Here is an 18523-nt window from a genome sequence, read left to right on the forward strand (position 1 = left end):
TATATTGAGTTTTACAATACACGACGCTATCAGACCAAATTAAATAACCTGACTCCTATAGAATTCAGGAATCAGGTTGCTTAATATCTTTTATTATTTGACTGTCTACTTGACAGGGAGCCGTTCAAAGTGATAACTCATTTTTTTGAAAATTTCAAGCAAAGGCTTGATTTTTCTTTTCGTTTTAGTATAATTGATGTATCAATTATTGACACATCAATTATAAAGAAGAAATGACATGAATGCAATCAATCACCTACTTTACCAACTTCATGTAACCGATCAAACTGTGACCCAGTTGTTTGAAAAGCGTTTGGGCATTAGTCTGACACGATATGAGCTTTTACAGTTCTTGCTGGAGGTTGCTCCTTGTAATCAGATTCGGGTACAGGAGGTTTTACAGATTGACCAAGCTGCTCTGACTCGTCATTTTAAGATTTTAGAAGAAAATGGCTATGTCACGAGGAGCCGTAATCCAGATAATCAGCGGGAGATTGTGGTTGACTTGACTGATTTTACCAGAGAACAGCTTGTCACGTCCCCTCCGCGTCATCATGTAGCTGTGAAAGAACAAATGGAAAGCATCTTATCAGCTGCAGAAAGTGAAACGCTGAAAGGCCTACTCGATAAGTTGGTAACAGGTTTAGAAACGATTGTCATTGATAACGATTAGAAAGAGGAAATCATGATGTCACTTATCACGACGATGTTAGCTACTATTGTTGCTCTTGAACATCTCTATATTTTCTACCTTGAAACGATTGCGACAGTATCGGATAAGACTAGTCAAACCTTTAACATGAATAAGGAAGAGTTATCTCGCTCTTCTGTTCAGACTCTCTTTAAAAATCAGGGGATTTATAATGGTTTGTTAGCAGTGTTTCTCCTCTATGGCATTTTTATCTCCCACAGTTTGGAAGTTGTGACGATTTTCGTCTTGTATGTCATTGGAGTAGCAGTTTATGGAGCACTTACCTCAAATAAAGCGATTCTCTTGAAACAGGGTGGACCTGCCATTTTAACATTCTTGAGTGTCTTGTTTTTTAACTAAATCAAGGGGAAATAAAAAGAGGGTTGGTCTTTAGGGGTGTGTGATCTGATACTCGAAACGATTAACTTCTTTCATCCATATATGCTACGACTCTCAATTTCAAACAGCTAACCAGTTCTCTTTTTGAGGGCTGTTTTTTATAGTATGTCGGGCATACCGTACTATAAAAAGGGAGTGAGAAACAGGAACAAATATGAGTAAAAAGCTCCAGTGGAGCTTTTTAGCCTGTTCCTTTAAAACAAAAAGGAGCAGCAGTTCATTTCCCACCTTCAACGGCATGATAGCTAATATAGTCATTTCGTTTACTTTTAGTACTAGGCAAGGAGCTGCAGGCTGTACTAGAGTACGGCAAAGTGAGTGAATGAAGTAACAAAAGATAAACGAAATGACTATAAAGCAAGTAACCACTGCGTCAACATCATTCGGTTCATAAAGTTAGAAAGCTGGGTCTTTTTACCCAGCTTCTTTGTTCTGTTAGGATAGGGTCTTTCAGTTTTGATTTAGTACTAGGCAAGGAGGTGCAGGCATAACTGGAGCTAGGCAAGACGAGGTTGTGACGTATTAAATTTAGAACTGAAAGACTAGGCTGGTAACCAGGAGAGGGTAACGTCAAGATGACGAGTGGCAAGGAGTTCTGTGTGCGAAAAGCTGCTAACGGGCTTGCCATCAAGAGTGATTTCCTTGACAAAGTTGAAATGAGGGTAGTTATCATGGCTTGTAATAGTGAGCCATTTGTCAGTTGTAGGGAGGTATACCTTGAGTTGTGGGAAGTGTGGGACGCCACAGACGTACTCACTCTTGCCGGGACAGAGCGGATAAAATCCTAGGCAACTAAAAATGTACCATGCAGACATACTGCCGTTATCTTCATCACCAGGATAGGCATCGAAATCTGGTTGGAAGCTTTCCTGGCGAATGCTCTTGATTAGCAGGCTCGTGTATTCAGGGTGGAGGCTCTTTTGGAATAAGTAAGGAATATGGAAGCTTGGTTGGTTAGAAATAGCAAGTTGGCCGAAGTTCTGGCGTGCCATCTCACTCATCTCATGAATTTCGTAGCCATAACCTGTCACCTCAAAGAGAGGCTTACTGTTGCAGAGTTGAATGAGGTAGTCAGTGAAAGCTGTGTCTCCTCCCATGATGTGCTTTAGTCCGTCTATATCGTGAAGAATGCCCAGACTAGCTTGGATACTGGAACATTCCGCATAGTCTTGTCCCCAGCTATAGGGTGAGAAGTTCGGTCGCCAATTCCCATTCTCATCTTTTGCTCTAAGGTAGCCTGTTTTAGGGTCAAAGAGGTGTCGATAGTTCTGGGCTTGTTTTTTGTATTCTTCAGCAGTGCCATGGTGTCCGAGTGCCTCTGCAACGGTCGCAATGCAAAAGTCGCTGTAAGTATAGTCAATGGTATGACTGACACTTTCATGGAATTGCGTATAAGGAAGATAGCCTAGTTGTTTGTAGGTATCAGCTCCGTGTCGTCCAAAGATGTTGTTTGGATCCGTCTTCTCAGCTGTGTCAAGCATGGCTGAAAAGAGCTGTTCATGCAGTTGAGGGGCAATATGTTTGGTGCAGGCATCTGCAATCACGCCGTCAATCAGGGTGCCTGGCATCATGCCACGCTCGTCAGGTGCGAGCCATTTTGGTAAGTAACCGGTTTCTTGGTAAAAGTGAAGAAATCCCTCTAAGAAAGCAGTATACTGCTCTGGTGCGACAAAGGCAAAAAGGGGAAAAGAAGTGCGGAAAGTGTCCCAAAATCCATTATTGGTAAAAAATTTTCCAAGACGGACTTGATTGGAAGCAAGGTCGAGATGAATTTCTTGTCCTTTGGGATCTAGCTCATAGAAAGTTTGTGGAAAGAGGAAAGTTCGATAGAGGGCATGGTGAAACATGCGGGTATCGTAACCACCGTCATCCACGAGGTCAAAACGATGCAGGTAGTGGTTCCAGTCTTCCTTGGCTTGGTTTTTACAGTCTTCAAAAGGAAGATTTGGTGTATTGAATGAGGCTTGATCGTAGGAAATATAAGAGGTTCCAAGTTGCACTTCTATATCTGGAGAGGCAAATTCAATGACCGTATCGGTCTCTAGCTGGCTAACAGCTGCAATCGGTTTATCAAACCGTAAATGGACGTAGAGAGTGATAGGTTTGCGGGTTGTTTCAGTTACGTCCTGTACATATCCCCGTAGAGAATAAGGGTCAATTTGCTCAAATGAGCTTCCTTTTTCACTATGGAGAAAGAGGCTTAGTTCTTGCTGCCTGACACTATTCACTTTCAGACAGGCTCCATAGGTCGTAGGTGTTAGCTCTGTTGTAATCTGGTAGCGTTCGGAGTGAATGGCTAGATGATGTGGGTTAAAGGTGGCCTCGTTTGGGCGATAACTACTTTGCCGATGATAGAGACTGGATTGCGTGATGTTCCCTGTAACAGGGGTCAGTAAAAGCCAGGCATAGTCTCCAATCCAAGGGCTTGCTTGGTGGGTCAATCGTATGCCTTGGAAAATAGGAATTGTCGGATTAAAAAACCATGTTCCCTGATTATCGGTCGTCTGGGGAACAAAATAATTCATGCCAAACGGAGTTCCTGTATAGGGGAGAGTATTACCATTTGAGTAGGCATGACAGTTGTTAGAACCGTAGCGAGTATCAATGCGTTCGAGTATCGTTTTCATAATAATATATCTCCATGAAAGTGTTTTCTAAACTCATTATATCATGATTTTTTTCCATAAGAACAAGTGGAAAAGATATTATCGAAAGGTCTATAATTTGTGTAGGGTTTTTAAGGTGCTATGCTTTATACTAGAAACTGAGAAATAGTAAACAAAGGAGACAATATGTATTCAAAAGAATTAGTAAATCAATGGTTGCAAGCTATTGCAGAGCGAGCAAAAGATCACCCTGAATGGGTGCAAGTATTTGAGCGTTGCTATACAGATACGCTAGACAATACTGTCAAAATCCTTGATGACGGAACGGCCTTTGTTTTGACAGGGGATATTCCTGCCATGTGGTTGCGTGATTCCACTGCTCAGATTAAGCCTTATTTGTTCCTAGCAAAAGAAGATGACCGTCTGCGCAAGACCATTTTAGGAGTGTTGAGACGCCAGATTCGCTTTATTTTACATGACCCTTATGCTAATGCTTTTAATATGGAAGATAATTGGAAAGGGCACCATGAAACGGACCAGACGGAGTTGACCGGCTGGATTTGGGAGCGAAAGTATGAGGTTGACTCGCTCTGTTATCCCCTACAACTGGCCTATCTGTTGTGGAAAGTAACTGGTGAAACGAGTCAATTTGATGAGGAATTTATCGCCGCTGCAAAAGCTATTGTCAACCTTTGGCAGGTGGAACAAGACCACAAGCGTTCCCCGTATTCATTTGTCCGTGCAGGAGATCGTCAGGAAGATACCTTGGTCAATGACGGAGCTGGACCAGCATTTGGTCTTACAGGGATGACCTGGTCTGCTTTTCGTCCGAGTGATGATGCTTGTGAGTATAGCTACCTTGTTCCGTCCAATATGTTTGCAGTAGTTGTTTTGGGGTATGTTGTGGAAATCTTTGAAGAACTCGGCTTACCAGATAGTCATGACATTGTGCCTCAAGCCAGGGGACTGCAGATAGAGATAAAAGAGGGGATTGAAACGTACGGCAAGACTCAAAATCAGGCCGGGGAAACGATCTATGCCTTTGAAGTAGATGGTTTGGGAAATGCTAGTATCATGGATGATCCAAACGTACCAAGTCTACTTGCTGCACCTTATTTAGGTTACTGTAAGTTGGACGATGAAGTTTACCAAGCGACACGGCGTACGATTTTAAGCAAGGAAAATCCTTATTATTATGAGGGTGAGTATGCTAAGGGCTTGGGAAGTTCTCATACTTTTTATCGTTATATTTGGCCGATCGCGCTCTGTATCGAGGGGTTGACAACGAAAGATCAGGCAGAAAAAGAGCGAATTTTAGATTTATTGGTGGCTTGTGATGGTGGAACAGGGGTCATGCATGAGAGCTTCCATGTCGATGATCCGACCAAGTTTTCTCGCGAATGGTTCTCGTGGGCCAATATGATGTTTTGTGAATTAGTGCTTGATTATTATGGTATGCGAGTGGAGGTGTAAAATGGAGAATATTGTTGTTCATATTATTTCTCATAGCCATTGGGACCGCGAATGGTACCAGTCCTTTGAGGGGCATCGGATGCAGCTAGTAGAGCTGTTTGATGATTTATTTGAATTATTTGAAAATGACCCTGAATTTAAGAGCTTTCATCTGGACGGTCAGACCATTGTTTTGGATGATTACTTAGCCATTCGTCCTGAAAATCGGGAAAAATTACAGTCCTACATTGATCAAGGAAAATTAAAAATAGGTCCCTTTTATATCTTGCAAGACGACTATCTTATCAGTAGTGAGTCCAATGTTCGCAATAGCTTAATCGGTCAACAAGAATGTCAAAAGTGGGGCAAATCCACTCCGGTCGGCTATTTCCCAGATACGTTTGGTAATATGGGACAAGCACCGCAATTGCTCAAACAGACAGGTCTTAATGTGGCAGCTTTTGGTCGTGGCGTCAAGCCGATTGGCTTTGACAATCAGGTTTTGGCTGATCAACAGTTTACCTCACAATTCTCTGAAATGATCTGGCAGGGAGCAGATGGAAGTGAAGTTTTAGGAATCCTCTTTGCCAACTGGTACAGTAATGGAAATGAGATTCCAGTTGATAAAGGGGAGGCTGCAGTCTTTTGGGAACAAAAATTAGCAGATGTTAAGCGCTATGCAGCGACCAATCAATGGCTCATGATGAACGGTTGCGATCACCAGCCTGTTCAAAAAAATCTGAGTCAAGCTATTCGGGTAGCCAACGAACTGTATCCAGAAATTACATTCGTCCATAGTAGTTTTGATGATTATATAGCGGCGGTTGAGGAACATCTTCCAGCTAATTTGTCGCAGGTGACAGGTGAATTGACCAGTCAGGAAACAGATGGTTGGTACACTTTGTCTAATACGGCTTCTGCGCGGATTTATTTGAAGCAGGCCTATGTCGAAACCAGCAATCTCTTAGAGCAGGTAGTTGAACCGCTTGCTGTCTTGACCAACGGTGAGCAATACCAAGATCAGCTAACCTATGCATGGAAAACCTTGCTCCAAAATGCTCCACATGATAGTATTTGTGGCTGTAGTGTAGATGAGGTCCACCGTGAAATGGAAGTGCGTTTTGAAAAGGCGAAGTCTGTGGCAGAATTTGTCAAGACCAATCTTCTTAATAGCTGGAAATTGGCTCTCAATACTCAACAGGCAAGTGGTGAACATCTTTTTACAGTGATCAATACAGGTCTGCACCGCAAGTGCGATCAAGCCAGTGTCATCCTTGAAGTGGCTACCTGCGACTTTAAGGAAGCAACGCCTACTGCTGCTTTTCAACGGATGGTAGATATTGAACTTCCCACCTTTAGTGTCGAGGATTTAGAGGGGAATCGGGTTTCTGCAGTTATTGAAGATTTAGGAGCGCATTTCAACTATCAGTTGCCAAAAGATGCTTTTCGTAAGGCCTATATTGCGCGTCAACTTAGGGTAACCATACCAGTTGACTTGGAAGCAGCTTCTTGGAAGACCTTTCAGCTTGTGCCAGCTGAACCAGTAGAAGAAATCAAGCTCTATCAAGATGGACAGATTGAGACAGATTATTTCAAACTTTGCGTGGCATCAACTGGTTTGACTCTTCATGATAAGCGGACAGGGCAGGTTTATTCCGATTTTATGCGCTTTGAAGACCGAGGAGATATTGGAAATGAATATCTCTACTTCCAACCACTGAATACTCATCCAATCTATGCGGATTTAATCAAGATAGAAGTGCTTGAGAATACGAGCCAGACAGCTCGCCTATGTTTAACGCATGAATTGACTGTTCCAGTTAGTGCGGATGAACAGTTAGAATGGGAACAAGAAAGCGTGGTTGAGTATATGACACGGACGTCGGGTCGTTCGCAGGAAATGACAAGAATAGAGCTCACAACAGAGTTGACAGTTCTTGCTTCAGACCCGCAAATTCGCTTTAAAACCCGCTTTACCAACACGGCCAAAGATCACCGAATTCGCGTACTCTTCCACACAAATCATAAAGGAGAAGCCCATGAGGCAGAGAGCGTTTTTGAAGTGGTTGAACGGCCAAATCAGCCATCGGCTGCTTGGGAAAATCCAGAAAACACTCAACGACAACAGGCCTTTGTCAGCTTGACAGATAAGGAAAAAGGAGTAACGGTAGCTAATAAAGGTCTCTATGAATATGAGGTATTAAACGGAGAGACCCTGGCCTTAACCATCCTGCGTGCGGTCGGTGAGTTGGGCGATTGGGGCTACTTCCCAACACCAGATGCCCAATGTTTACGGACATTTGAAGTGGAGTATGCACTGGAATGCCACCGACCAGAAGAGCGTTTTGCAGCCTTTAGACGGGCTAAGGCTTTCCAGACCCCATTGACTGCAATTCAAGTACCTGTTCAATCTGGGACAGTTGAGCCAACTGGTCGTGCTTTTGAGCATCCAGCTTTAGAGGAAGCTAGACTTTGCCCGACAGCCTTGAAGTATGGAATAGCTGGTAATCATTCTCTTCTTCGATACTATAATATGAGCCAAGAGGCAGTATCCTTAGGTGGAGATGCCCAATATGTGAATTTATTAGAAGAACCATGCCAAGTAGAGTCTGACTTTATAAACGCACAAGAAATTCGCACGGAAATACTGTAGACTCATAAAAATTGTCCTAAAAATGTTGATGAGTGATGGTGAAAGCTCATCAGATTGCAGTTTTTAGAGAATGCTAATAAGGAGAATAGTATGGTAATAGCGTGTATTGATATTGGTGGTACCAGCGTCAAATTTGCTAAAATAACCAAAGAGGGGGCGGTGCTTGAAAAAGAAACCTGCCCTACACCGGAGACCCTAGAAGACCTGCTCAGCTTTCTAGATGCTTGCCTAGTAAAGGCGGACTATGAGGGAATCGCTTTTAGTGTACCGGGTGCGGTCAATCGAGAAACAGGAGTTATCGAAGGAATTAGTGCGATCCCTTATATCCACGGCTTTTCTTGGTATGACAAACTAGCGACCTATGGGCTACCTGTAACCCTGGAAAATGATGCTAATTGTGTTGGTTTGAGTGAGCTGTTGTCACGTCCTCATCTGCAAAATCTAGCCTGTGTTGTTATCGGGACAGGGATTGGCGGTGCTATTATTTTAAATGGGAAGCTGCACCGAGGACGACACAATTTAGGAGGAGAATTTGGCTATATGACCCTGCGTGAGCCAGGCCGACATCTCAATAATTGGTCAACACTTGCTTCAACTGGTAAATTAGTCCGTACCGTGCGAGAAAAGATAAAAGATAGCCATTATGACGGACGCAGGATTTACCAAGAAGCACATCAAGGTAATGCGATTTGTCTGGAAAGCATCGAGGAGATGTACTACTATCTGGCTTTGGGGATTTTAAATATTCAGTATAGCCTAGATCCAGATGTAATCAGCATAGGTGGTAGTATCAGTCAAAATGAGGAATTTATCGCTGGATTGCAGAAAAAAGTTAAAGAATTAGTCAATCGATATCCTGAATATAGCATAGTGCCAAAGATTGTCGCTTGTCATTATCAGGAAGATGCAAATGTATATGGAGCCTTGGTGAATTGGCTTCAGGAGGAACAACAATGGTAGTTATTAAGGGTCTGTCGGAGCAACAGCAGCGTGCTGTTGAGCAACTACAAAAACGCTTGAATTTAGGGGATTGTCAGATTGACATCTCGCAACGTACGGGGCATTCCATTGTCCTTGAAGGGAAACAGGGACAGTATTGTCTCAAATATGACCAGCCTTTTCGTCTCTATCGAGGGCTCAGCCTATTAAAGGCAGCCTTGAGAGAGGGAGATGAGGTTTCTGTTAGAGAAGATGCAAGGTATGATCGGTTGGCTTACATGGCAGATTGCTCGCGCAATGCGGTATTAACAGTTGATGCCTGTAAGGAGATGATTGAACTGCTGGCTCTAATGGGTTACTCCACTTTTGAACTGTATATGGAAGATACTTATGAAATTGCAGAGCAACCCTACTTTGGCTACTTTAGAGGGAGATATACAGTTGAGGAATTAAGGGAGATTGAGGCTTACGCCAATCTCTTTGACATGGAATTCGTTCCTTGTATCCAAACCCTTGCCCATTTGAGTGCCTTTGTAAAATGGCAGGTAAAAGAAGTGCAAGAATTACGGGATGTAGAAGATATTTTGCTCGTGGGTGAAGAAAAGGTCTACCAGTTGATTGATCAAATGTTTGCCAGCCTATCTCAGCTCAAGACACGTCGGATTAACATTGGTATGGATGAAGCTCATCTGGTTGGTTTAGGAAACTATTATGTGAAACATGGTGCTCGTGACCGCAGTCTTATCATGTGTGAACATTTGGATCAGGTCTTGACCTTGGCAGAACACTATGGATTTCATTGCCAAATGTGGAGTGATATGTTCTTCCGCTTGATGTCTACGACCGCTAACTACGATAGTGACTTGCAGATTCAACCAGAAACGCAGACTTACCTCGAGCAATTAAAGGATCGTGTGACCTTGGTGTATTGGGATTATTACCAGGATGCAAGTGAGAAATACGAGCGCAGTTTTGAGCGCCATTTGAACATTAGCTCTGATATTGCCTTTGCAGGTGGAGCCTGGAAGTGGATTGGCTTTACACCGCAAAATCATTTCAGTCGCATGATTGCAAGAGAAGCTCATCAGGCTTGTCAGAAGTATCAGGTCAAGGAAGTAATTGTGACTGGTTGGGGAGACAATGGTGGGGAAACAGCCCAATTTTCAATCCTTCCCACTTTGCAAGTCTGGGCAGAATTGACCTATCGTAATAATTTGGATCGAATTTCAGCCCATTTTGTGGCCAACACAGGTGTGACCTTTGAGGAGTTCATGCAGATCGATTTGGCAAATTTATTGCCACATATCCCTGAACATCTCAGTGGGATTAATCCAAACCGCTATATTTTCTATCAAGATATTCTCTGTCCGTTGTTGGATCAGCATATTCTTGCAGAAGATGCAAAACATTTTCTCCAATCGGCAACCAAGCTAGCAACGATTGCACAAACAGCAGGAGAGTTTGCCTATCTGTTTGAGACCCAAGCCCAGCTTAACCGCATACTCGCTGTGAAAGCCCGTCTGCCAAAGGACATCCGTAAGGCCTATGACCAAGGGGATAAAGCCAGTTTATTAGCCTATGCTGAAACAGACTTGGCACAGCTCGAAGTAGCCTTGGTACAATTTATAGACTGTTTCAGCCGTCAATGGTTACGGGAAAACAAGGTCTTTGGTCTAGATACGGTAGACATTCGCATGGGTGGTTTGCTACAGCGTGTGCGTCGTGCTAAGGAACGTCTAACGCGCTATGCCAAGGGCGAGTTGGAAAGTCTAGCCGAATTGGAAGAGGTACTATTGCCATTTACTGATGTCTACGCAGGTGAGAGCCCAACAGCTACTGCCGCCAATCAATGGCAATTCATTGCCACCGCTTCAACTATCTATACAATTTAAAAAGAGACTTCCTGTCAAGTCCCCATGTAAAATGGACCGTAAAAAAAGTAGTCATTTCCAAGGTATGCTTCCCTATATTCTACGGGAGGCATACCTTTTACTCTCTCTTGAGGTTTGTTATCGTTATACCAATCAATGTATAGCCGTTTCGTTTATTTTTAGTACTAGGCAAGGAGTCGCAGGTAGTTGAAATAGTTGATAACTATTTCAAGTGACAGATAAGAAAAGTGTAACTTTTCTCAATGGTACAGCAAGACGAGTGAACGAAGTCATAAAAATATAAACGAAATGACTATATTGCCTCATTTGCCGGATGAAACTGCTTCTATCTTTAGGTGGAAATAGTTTTAATGCGTCGCTCTTCACGTGAGAAAAGAAATTCTCGCAGGCTGCATTATCATAGCCATTCCCCTGACCAGAATGAGAAATGATCACACCATATTGGCCTAGTTTCGTACCAAACTGCTTATCGTTTGCTTGTCCCTTACTCAACCAAAGGTAGTAAGAGGGTTTTGGGAAGCCGCAATAAGCACATAAACAAGGCAAGAGTAACGATGTTTCAGCCGAATTTTGGGGACGACTAGTGGACTTAGTACCTCGTAAATCTGGATTTCACGGTATTTCCGTATCCAAGTCACTACCTGATTATCTGCTTTTACCCCATATTTTTGACGATAGAGGGCCTGCCACCGTTCCCACTGAGCTAGTCTTTGACGACCTGCAATTTGAACCCGGGGGATACGTTGTCAATGTGCTTCCTTTTGTAGCCATGAGAAAAGAACCTCCTTATAAGAATAGTATCTAACTTTTTGATACTGTCCATTATAAGTGGTTTTTTTCATATTTGTTTCTTTTTATTTTAACACGATAATATTTTGTAAGTATTTTATAGCATTTACACATAAAATATTGTATAATAGTATAGTCGTTTCGTTTATCTTTTATTACTTCGTTAACTTACTTTGCCGTACTTTAGTACAGCCTGCAGCTCGTTGCCTAGTACTAAAAGCAAACTAAAGGACTATAGTATACACATACTTAAGTTATGGAGGCTAGGACATGAAAAAGAAAGCAATCATGTTACTAATGATTTTAGGAGGCTTGTTTATGGCATTTCGTTTGAATGGTACAATCCAAGAACAAAAAGAAGAACGGAATCGAGAATATGAAGTTCGTTTGGTTAAGGCCTTGAAAGATAGTTATAATGGCATAAGTGAGATAGTGATTAGAGATGTCGAATTTGAAGACAAGCCTACTAATTGGCATTGTCAGTTAATCATTTCATTTCCTGCTGGTAAGCAGATACAGTTTGGTACAAGTTACACGATATCTACGAACAAGTTTTCAACAGGTGGAATAAAACGAAAGCAGAATGGTGATTGGGAATATTTACAATCTCGCAAAGGAAAAACAATATCAGCAGTAAAAATTATTTATTCGAACGGTGAGGAGGGTTTTCAATGAGTTTTCAATATACAGACAAACAATTAAATATTCTAAACCAAGGTGAAAATGTTTATAGTATTAATGCAAATTATGCCAAAAGAAAAGATTTCGTTATTCTTACTGATTCAGAGATACCTTATGCTGGGGAAAGCAATACGATAGAAATTGATAATCAACAATTCAAAGTCATCAAAACTTACTCCGACCCCGAGACCGGTTTTGACGGAATGGCAGTGGCTCCTATTGTGGACGGGGAGCCTGACTATGGTAGTGTCGCAGTTGTTGCAGCCGCAACTGATAATGAAACAGTCGATATGAAAACGGCTCTCTGGGGAGATAGGGATTTCAAAAAGAATCGTGGGTATTATTTATCCGACCAGTACACTTCTGCAGAAGAGTTTGTCCAAGCAGTAATGGATGATCCCAGAGTTCAAAATGTCATACAACTATCAGGTTATTCACAGTCTGCCTATATGATGAAAGTGGGAGCGAAGTTCGGGATTCCAACTACTACTTTTAACGCATGGTTTCATTATGGATCATTGAGTGAGGAAGAAAAAGAGTGTATCAGAAAAAATCCTGGTCTGTTTATTGACTATCGAAAGAAGAAAGATTCTGTTGTCTGGCTATCAGATGCGAACAATCCTACAATGACTGGATATGATGAGAGCCTAGGTACTATTTATTGGACAGCTGGGTCTAGCCACAGTATAGCAGATTGGGAGTTTGATGAAGAGACGGGACGTGTCTTAGATTCCAAGACAGGAAATCCCATGATTAGTGGTTCCACACAGGCATTTGTCCAGAGTACCCGCCAGATGTTTCAGTTCAACTCCTTAAAAGCTAACTGGAAACAAACAGGTGGCGGTTTGAGTTCAGAGGAAACAATTTTCCTTGATGCAGGTCAAAGTGCTATTTTAGGCTCTTCTATGGCAAGAGCAGCTAAGGTAGGTCTAGAGGAAATAACCAGCTTGAAGCAAAGAGTAGATAGTGAGGTGGAGGCAATTTGGTCTAAGGTTGACTTTTCCGTCTATTCCCACCTCTCTTACTGGGAAGTGCAGGATATTTTTGCCTCTTATGGTGTGACTTATGAGCAGATAGTCAGTGACTTTTATGACGATACGCAGGAAAAAGTCAAGGAGTTGGAGGAGTTGTCGACCACTTTTGAGATATTGAAGACAAAACTGGATAATGTGGTTAAAGAAAAGGTAGCTTTAGATAGTCAACTGGCAGGAGAATTTAGGACATGGTACAGGGAGTTGTAGAGATATTACGGGACACCATTCGTCAAAAAGAGCGTGACCTTCTCGAAAAAGAAGAGGATTACTACCGCCATAAAAGACGGCTGGAAGAGAGAGGGTTAGACTTGGCTGATCGTCGCCGTCGTCTATCGCTTCTCTTAGAACAGGAGCAGGAGAAAATGGAGCGCTTGCTTATCCGCTATAAGGCTAGTCGAGAAGAGGCAGAGGGTTTCTACAGGAAAGTCCAAGAGCTACAAGATGAGTCAGAGTGGATTTATAAGGAGAAGAGCCAACAGCTAGAAGCTGAGATAGAAGAATGGAATCGCTTCTTTTATCATGATTGTAATCGGATAAAGAGAGAATTAAGGGACTTAAGGAGAACCTACAATGACAGAGATTGTTCGTTATTATTCGCAAGAAGATAATGGTGTAGAGCTTGCCGAGATCATTCGCTCTGTGCAGAAGCGCTATGCCCATGTGCAGGCAAGCCTCATTCGAGGAAATTATAAGACCCTCCAGCAGCAGTTTGAGCTGGACGGAAAGCATCTGACCTTGACTACGCAAGTTGCCATAAGGAGTATTTATGGGCAGATAGATAGTGCTATTAAGGGAGAAGCTGGTGAAGCCCTCAAAAAGACAGTGGAGATGACACTTCCTAAATACGAGAAAGTGTTCTTGGAATAAAAAGAGTTTACAAGATGTGAGGACGTAAGAGGGAGTGGGAAAGAACTCAAACCCCATAAGAAAGAGTTCGGTTTTTACCTTGTTTCCTGCATTCTAGCGGGTCTATTCCCAGACCATTTCACTCCCACCCCCGCATAGCTCCAACAGTCAAAGTAGTGACTGTTGGAGGTTGGAACTGAAGCTAACGAGTTCGCATCAGTCGTAGAGGTCAGATTTGGAGTGTGATACTCATTTAAAATCAAAATTAGCATTTCTTACTACTTCCTTAAGTTGTGCGGACGGATACGGAGTTTCATTCCTAATTTTCGAGCTAAAGGTTTTGAAAATCCCGTCCTCAGTCACAAGGTACTTATTGCCGGGGATACCACTACGGCTGAAGTAGTCTTTTAGCTCACTGCGTTTGCTTTCACTTGAAAACTAGTTTAAAAATTCGCTATTTTTGAAATTAGTTCAGTGTGAAACAGGAACAAATATGAGTAAAAAGCTCCAGTGGAGCTTTTTAGCCTGCTCCCTGAAAAAAGAGCAGGATTTCCTTTCCAACCGTTAACGGCAGGATAGCTATTATAGTCATTTCGTTTACTTTTAGTACTAGGCAAGGAGCTGCAGGCTGTACTAGAGTACGGCAAAGCGAGTGAACGAAGGAACAAAAGATAAACGAAATAACTATAAAGCAAGCAACCACTGCGTCAACATCATTCGGTTCATAAAGTGAGAAAGCTGGGACTGTTTGCCCAGCTTCTTTATGTCCTCGTATTTGGCTCTATCTAAATCCGTCTGGAAAAACGAGCTCCTTGGTAAAGTAATGGGCTAGTTCGGGATGTGAGGTATGGGAAATCATAATAATGGTTAGCCCAGGTTGTTGAAGTAGCTCACGCTCGATGGCAATAGCTGTTTCTTTGTCAACGGCTGATGTACCTTCGTCGATTAAGATTATTTTTTGTCCACGTAGTAGCCCCCGTGCAAGTGCAATTCGTTGGCGTTGTCCCCCTGACAAGGATTGTCCACGATCGCCAACTTCACGATGTAGGAAATCTTCAAATGGTTCATGTATGGTCAGTCCAGCTTGAAGGCAGGCGGCTTTGAGTTCTTTTTCTGAGAAGTCCTGGCCTAGGCAGAGATTTTCTTGTATTGTTGTTGAAAGTAGGTAGGCTTCCTGAGGGAGGAAGAGGATGTGTTGAGCAAGGTAATGCGTAGGCAAATCACGGATTTCTTGTCCGTAGAAAGTGATGCTCCCAGTGTAGTTTCGCAAGAAGCCCATGAGGATTTTCAGTAAGGTAGATTTACCACTTCCACTCTCACCAGTAATGAGATACTTACCATTTTTTTCAAAACATAGCTGTATATCTTGGAAGATAGGATGCTGACCGTAGGCATAGCTCAAGTGATTGGCGGCTAAGGCAGGGCCATTTTTAGCTGTATGTGCCAGAGTAGGTGTAGTCGAAATGGTCGCAGATTTGGGAATGGTCTCTCGAAATTTTTGGAAAATCGGCTGACAGCCATGGACAAATGCTAGTTGACTACTCAGTTCCCCCAAGGTTGTAAAGATGATGCCTGTCAGAGCGCCCGTTGCTTCAATAGTACCAATCGAAACAAAGCCCTTAATGGCGAGATAGCCTGTAAAGATAGTCAGGGCGATTTGAAAAAAGATATTTCCTGTAAATCCGATTGCGCCAACGGCTGCTTCAAGGTGGGTCTGTTTGAGAATTACTTGCTTCAAAAGGAGGGAAGATTGAACGATGCGTCTGGGAATTTCTCTCAGCAAAGAAAGGGAGTAAAAGACGTCAAAGCCATTTAAAATGGTCTCGCTGTCCTTGAGAAATTGTTCGTTCTGTTGGCTGGTTTTCAAGCTTACTTCCTGCATTTTCCTACCAAATAATTTGGGAATTGTCAGCATACAGGCCACAGAGATAAAGGTGACGACTACCAGAGACCAGTGGTAACGAAAGAGCATGATGACCGCAAGAATGGTTCCAGATATTCCTTTAATAATCTGAAATAGGGGTTCAAAGCCCTGTTTATTGATGCTGTGAATATCATTGTTGAGCCAAGAAAGATAAGTATTGACAGATCGTTGATGATAGCTTTGGTAATCTGTTGCTGCTAGTTGTTGACTAATGTTTTTCCGAATAATGGTGTTAAGCTCCTGAATAAGCTTCATTTGATAGAGTTTGGTCAACCAGTTAAAAAAGATGAGGCTGCACCAGACCAACATTAAGTAGACTTCCTGCAAGAGGAATGCTTCCCAGCGTAGGGCAATCAGCTGATTCAAGGCTTCGGCATTGATGGTTGCTGCGTAGACATGGCAGATTTGTCCAATAATCATCAGTAAACTAACGCCGATAAGTTTTGATTTTCGTTGCTTAAGAATCTCAAACATCAGATACCTCCATTTTGCGTTCATTTTAATAGTTTTTACTAAAAAAGCTAGTTACAAATTATAGAAAAAACTCTCATTGTTTTAAATATTGAAGAAAGTTCTATTTCGTTTCTATAGGATTTAAAAAATTTGTAGAACTTTTTCTATAAATAGTAGTTAATACGTTAGTAGAAAAGGAGATATACTATTAATGTAAACGTTAACAAAGGAGGGGTTTGGATGAAAAAAATAGGAAGAACGCTGAAAGAAAATTGGATGTTCCTATTGATGGTTTTTCCAGGTATGATCTGGTTGGTACTCTTCTTTTACATCCCAGTTTTTGGAAATGTGGTAGCTTTTAAGAATTACCATTTGACAGGGAATGGCTTTATCCATAGTCTATTCCATAGTCCTTGGGTTGGTTTGGATAATTTTAGATTCCTATTTAGCTCGCGGGATGCGTATATCATCACGAGAAATACCGTATTATACAATGTTGGATTCATCGTGTTAGGCTTAATCGCTGCAGTCGCGATGGCGATTATTCTGAGTGAATTGCGTTCTAAGAAATTGGTAAGGATCTATCAAACCACCATGCTCTTTCCTCACTTTCTATCATGGATTATTATTTCATTTTTTGTCTATGCCTTTTTAAGTCCTGATAAGGGAATTTTAAATCATATTCTAGCAGGATTTGGAGGCGAGGGGAAGAACTGGTATGTGATCGCCTCTTTCTGGCCGGCCTTTCTGCTCTTTCTAGGTATTTGGAAAGGCTTGGGAAATAGCAGTATCATCTACTATGCAACGATCATGGGAATTGACCCCAGTTACTATGAGGCGGCAACAATGGATGGAGCTTCTAAATGGCAACGTATCCGTCATGTGACGATTCCACAATTAGCTCCGTTGATGATTATCTTGACTATTTTGGCTGTTGGAAATATCTTCCGAGCAGACTTTGGACTCTTTTACCTAATCCCCAAAAACTCTGGTCAAATTTTTAATGTCACAAATGTGTTAGATACTTATGTCTATACAGCTTTAGCTCGAACAGGGGACATTAGTATGGCAGCAGCTGCCGGTCTGTATCAATCAATCGTTGGCTTTATTTTAGTTCTAACAACGAATCTCATCGTCCGTCGAATTGACAAAGATGCAGCTTTATTCTAGAAGGAGGGTCTATGAAATCAATCAAAAAGAAAAAAATTGACCATGTCAGTATCCATTCCTTTAGCAAAAAGACAGACCTGTTCTTTAACATCGTGATTGCTTTGTTTGCCTTGTCCTGTATCTTGCCATTCATTTTTGTCATCATGATTTCAATAACAGACGAAACGCGTCTAGTGGTTGATGGCTTCCAATTTTGGCCGTCAGCTTTCAGTTTTGCTGGTTATGAATTTTTAGACCAACTAAAAGGTAAAATTTTACAGTCGCTTTTTGTGACGGTCTTTGTGACAGTAGTTGGAACAGCGCTAAATGTCTTTTTCACAACGACCTATGCTTATGCGATTTCACGGAAGACATTTCGATTTAGACGCTTTTTCACTGTCTTTGCCCTGGGAAGTCTCCTGTTTGATGCAGGGATGGTTCCGCGTTATATTATCATGACAGGATTTTTAGGGTTGGGAGATACCATCTTTGCCTTGATTGTGCCGATGCTCCTCAGTCCCTTTAATATCATTGTGATGCGCACCTTTATTAAACGAACTATTTCAGAGTCTATTATCGACTCTGCCCGGATTGACGGGGCTAGTGAGGCAAGGATATTCTTCCAAATTTGCCTGCCACTGGTTCTACCGGGAGTTGCAACCATTAGTCTATTTACCGCTTTAGCATTTTGGAACGATTGGTTTAATGCTTTGCTTTACATCAAGAGTGAAAACCTCTTCCCGCTTCAGTATCTCTTAACGAAAATCCAAGCCAATCTTGATTTTCTTTCAACTAGTGCAGGGGCAGGAGCACAGGTCTTTAGCGCAGCAAAAGGTCTACCGCGAGAATCTGCTCGTATGGCCATGGTGGTGGTGGCTACCCTACCGATTGCCTGTGTGTATCCATTCTTCCAACGTTACTTTGTGAAAGGCTTGACTATAGGAGGTGTGAAAGAGTAAGAAAGTTTTAGGTATTCAGAAACGCTCGGCGTTTCCTTGTTCAATGTGTTAAAAAA

14 protein-coding genes are annotated in these 18523 nt (G+C 42.1%); 12 read left to right on the forward strand and 2 right to left on the reverse strand.

Features of this window, described 5'->3' with window-relative positions; translation table 11 throughout:
• Nucleotides 1–238: 238 nt before the first annotated feature.
• A complete protein-coding gene (locus E4T79_RS04685; protein WP_135028202.1) occupies nt 239–673 on the forward strand; it encodes a MarR family winged helix-turn-helix transcriptional regulator in 435 nt (144 codons plus the stop codon).
• A 15-nt stretch (nt 674–688) separates the two neighbouring features.
• The gene (locus E4T79_RS04690; RefSeq protein WP_135028313.1) at nt 689–1051 is read left to right on the forward strand and encodes a DUF1304 domain-containing protein; all 363 of its coding nucleotides are present in this window, start codon (nt 689–691) and stop codon (nt 1049–1051) included.
• A 581-nt stretch (nt 1052–1632) separates the two neighbouring features.
• Here E4T79_RS04690 and E4T79_RS04695 read toward each other — a convergent pair.
• Nucleotides 1633–3717, reverse strand: coding sequence for a GH92 family glycosyl hydrolase (locus E4T79_RS04695; protein ID WP_135028204.1), 2085 nt, complete (start codon nt 3715–3717; stop codon nt 1633–1635).
• A 165-nt stretch (nt 3718–3882) separates the two neighbouring features.
• On the opposite strand from E4T79_RS04695, the gene E4T79_RS04700 reads away from it, so the two are divergent.
• The 8 genes from E4T79_RS04700 (at nt 3883) to E4T79_RS04745 (ending at nt 14003) form a co-directional block, all read left to right on the forward strand.
• Entirely contained in the window at nt 3883–5169 is a 1287-nt protein-coding gene (locus E4T79_RS04700) for a glycoside hydrolase family 125 protein (protein ID WP_135028206.1), read from the forward strand.
• A 1-nt stretch (nt 5170) separates the two neighbouring features.
• Nucleotides 5171–7801 (forward strand): alpha-mannosidase, encoded by a 2631-nt coding sequence (locus E4T79_RS04705; RefSeq protein WP_135028208.1) that lies wholly within the window; start codon nt 5171–5173, stop codon nt 7799–7801.
• A gap of 90 nt (nt 7802–7891) precedes the next feature.
• Nucleotides 7892–8761, forward strand: a complete 870-nt coding sequence (locus E4T79_RS04710) for an ROK family protein (protein WP_135028210.1) — start codon at nt 7892–7894, stop codon at nt 8759–8761.
• A complete protein-coding gene (locus E4T79_RS04715; RefSeq protein WP_135028212.1) occupies nt 8755–10632 on the forward strand; it encodes a beta-N-acetylhexosaminidase in 1878 nt (625 codons plus the stop codon). The genes E4T79_RS04710 and E4T79_RS04715 overlap by 7 nt, the downstream gene beginning before the upstream one ends.
• 1059 nt (nt 10633–11691) lie before the next feature.
• A complete protein-coding gene (locus E4T79_RS04730; protein ID WP_135028215.1) occupies nt 11692–12096 on the forward strand; it encodes a hypothetical protein in 405 nt (134 codons plus the stop codon).
• Nucleotides 12093–13343, forward strand: a complete 1251-nt coding sequence (locus E4T79_RS04735; RefSeq protein ID WP_135028218.1) for a hypothetical protein — start codon at nt 12093–12095, stop codon at nt 13341–13343. Before E4T79_RS04730 ends, E4T79_RS04735 begins: the two co-directional genes overlap by 4 nt.
• The gene (locus tag E4T79_RS04740) at nt 13325–13744 is read left to right on the forward strand and encodes a hypothetical protein (protein WP_135028220.1); all 420 of its coding nucleotides are present in this window, start codon (nt 13325–13327) and stop codon (nt 13742–13744) included. The genes E4T79_RS04735 and E4T79_RS04740 overlap by 19 nt, the downstream gene beginning before the upstream one ends.
• Nucleotides 13707–14003: a hypothetical protein gene (locus E4T79_RS04745; RefSeq protein WP_135028222.1), complete on the forward strand. Its 297-nt coding sequence runs from the start codon at nt 13707–13709 to the stop codon at nt 14001–14003. The genes E4T79_RS04740 and E4T79_RS04745 overlap by 38 nt, the downstream gene beginning before the upstream one ends.
• Before the next feature lie 760 nt (nt 14004–14763).
• Here the strand turns inward: E4T79_RS04745 and E4T79_RS04750 are convergent.
• Nucleotides 14764–16380 carry an ABC transporter ATP-binding protein gene (locus tag E4T79_RS04750; RefSeq protein ID WP_135028224.1) on the reverse strand — a complete coding sequence of 539 codons (1617 nt, stop codon included), beginning with the start codon at nt 16378–16380 and terminating at the stop codon, nt 14764–14766.
• Nucleotides 16381–16599: 219 nt separating this feature from the next.
• Between E4T79_RS04750 and E4T79_RS04755 the strand changes: the two genes are divergently transcribed.
• Both E4T79_RS04755 and E4T79_RS04760 read left to right on the forward strand, forming a co-directional pair.
• Nucleotides 16600–17529 carry a sugar ABC transporter permease gene (locus E4T79_RS04755; protein ID WP_135028226.1) on the forward strand — a complete coding sequence of 310 codons (930 nt, stop codon included), beginning with the start codon at nt 16600–16602 and terminating at the stop codon, nt 17527–17529.
• Nucleotides 17530–17540: 11 nt separating this feature from the next.
• A complete protein-coding gene (locus E4T79_RS04760; protein WP_135028228.1) occupies nt 17541–18467 on the forward strand; it encodes a carbohydrate ABC transporter permease in 927 nt (308 codons plus the stop codon).
• The last annotated feature ends 56 nt before the right edge of the window (nt 18468–18523 follow it).

Origin of the sequence: Streptococcus sp. LYSM12, assembly GCF_004569635.1 — a bacterium.
Classification (GTDB): Bacteria; Bacillota; Bacilli; order Lactobacillales; family Streptococcaceae; genus Streptococcus.

Bases quoted from the DNA above. Each gene is read 5' to 3' on its own strand.
- E4T79_RS04685 (WP_135028202.1), top strand. From the start codon at position 239: ATGAATGCAATCAATCACCTACTTTACCAACTTCATGTAACCGATCAA.
- E4T79_RS04690 (WP_135028313.1), top strand. From the start codon at position 689: ATGTCACTTATCACGACGATGTTAGCTACTATTGTTGCTCTTGAACAT.
- E4T79_RS04695 (WP_135028204.1), bottom strand. From the start codon at position 3,717: ATGAAAACGATACTCGAACGCATTGATACTCGCTACGGTTCTAACAAC.
- E4T79_RS04700 (WP_135028206.1), top strand. From the start codon at position 3,883: ATGTATTCAAAAGAATTAGTAAATCAATGGTTGCAAGCTATTGCAGAG.
- E4T79_RS04705 (WP_135028208.1), top strand. From the start codon at position 5,171: ATGGAGAATATTGTTGTTCATATTATTTCTCATAGCCATTGGGACCGC.
- E4T79_RS04710 (WP_135028210.1), top strand. From the start codon at position 7,892: ATGGTAATAGCGTGTATTGATATTGGTGGTACCAGCGTCAAATTTGCT.
- E4T79_RS04715 (WP_135028212.1), top strand. From the start codon at position 8,755: ATGGTAGTTATTAAGGGTCTGTCGGAGCAACAGCAGCGTGCTGTTGAG.
- E4T79_RS04730 (WP_135028215.1), top strand. From the start codon at position 11,692: ATGAAAAAGAAAGCAATCATGTTACTAATGATTTTAGGAGGCTTGTTT.
- E4T79_RS04735 (WP_135028218.1), top strand. From the start codon at position 12,093: ATGAGTTTTCAATATACAGACAAACAATTAAATATTCTAAACCAAGGT.
- E4T79_RS04740 (WP_135028220.1), top strand. From the start codon at position 13,325: ATGGTACAGGGAGTTGTAGAGATATTACGGGACACCATTCGTCAAAAA.
- E4T79_RS04745 (WP_135028222.1), top strand. From the start codon at position 13,707: ATGACAGAGATTGTTCGTTATTATTCGCAAGAAGATAATGGTGTAGAG.
- E4T79_RS04750 (WP_135028224.1), bottom strand. From the start codon at position 16,380: ATGTTTGAGATTCTTAAGCAACGAAAATCAAAACTTATCGGCGTTAGT.
- E4T79_RS04755 (WP_135028226.1), top strand. From the start codon at position 16,600: ATGAAAAAAATAGGAAGAACGCTGAAAGAAAATTGGATGTTCCTATTG.
- E4T79_RS04760 (WP_135028228.1), top strand. From the start codon at position 17,541: ATGAAATCAATCAAAAAGAAAAAAATTGACCATGTCAGTATCCATTCC.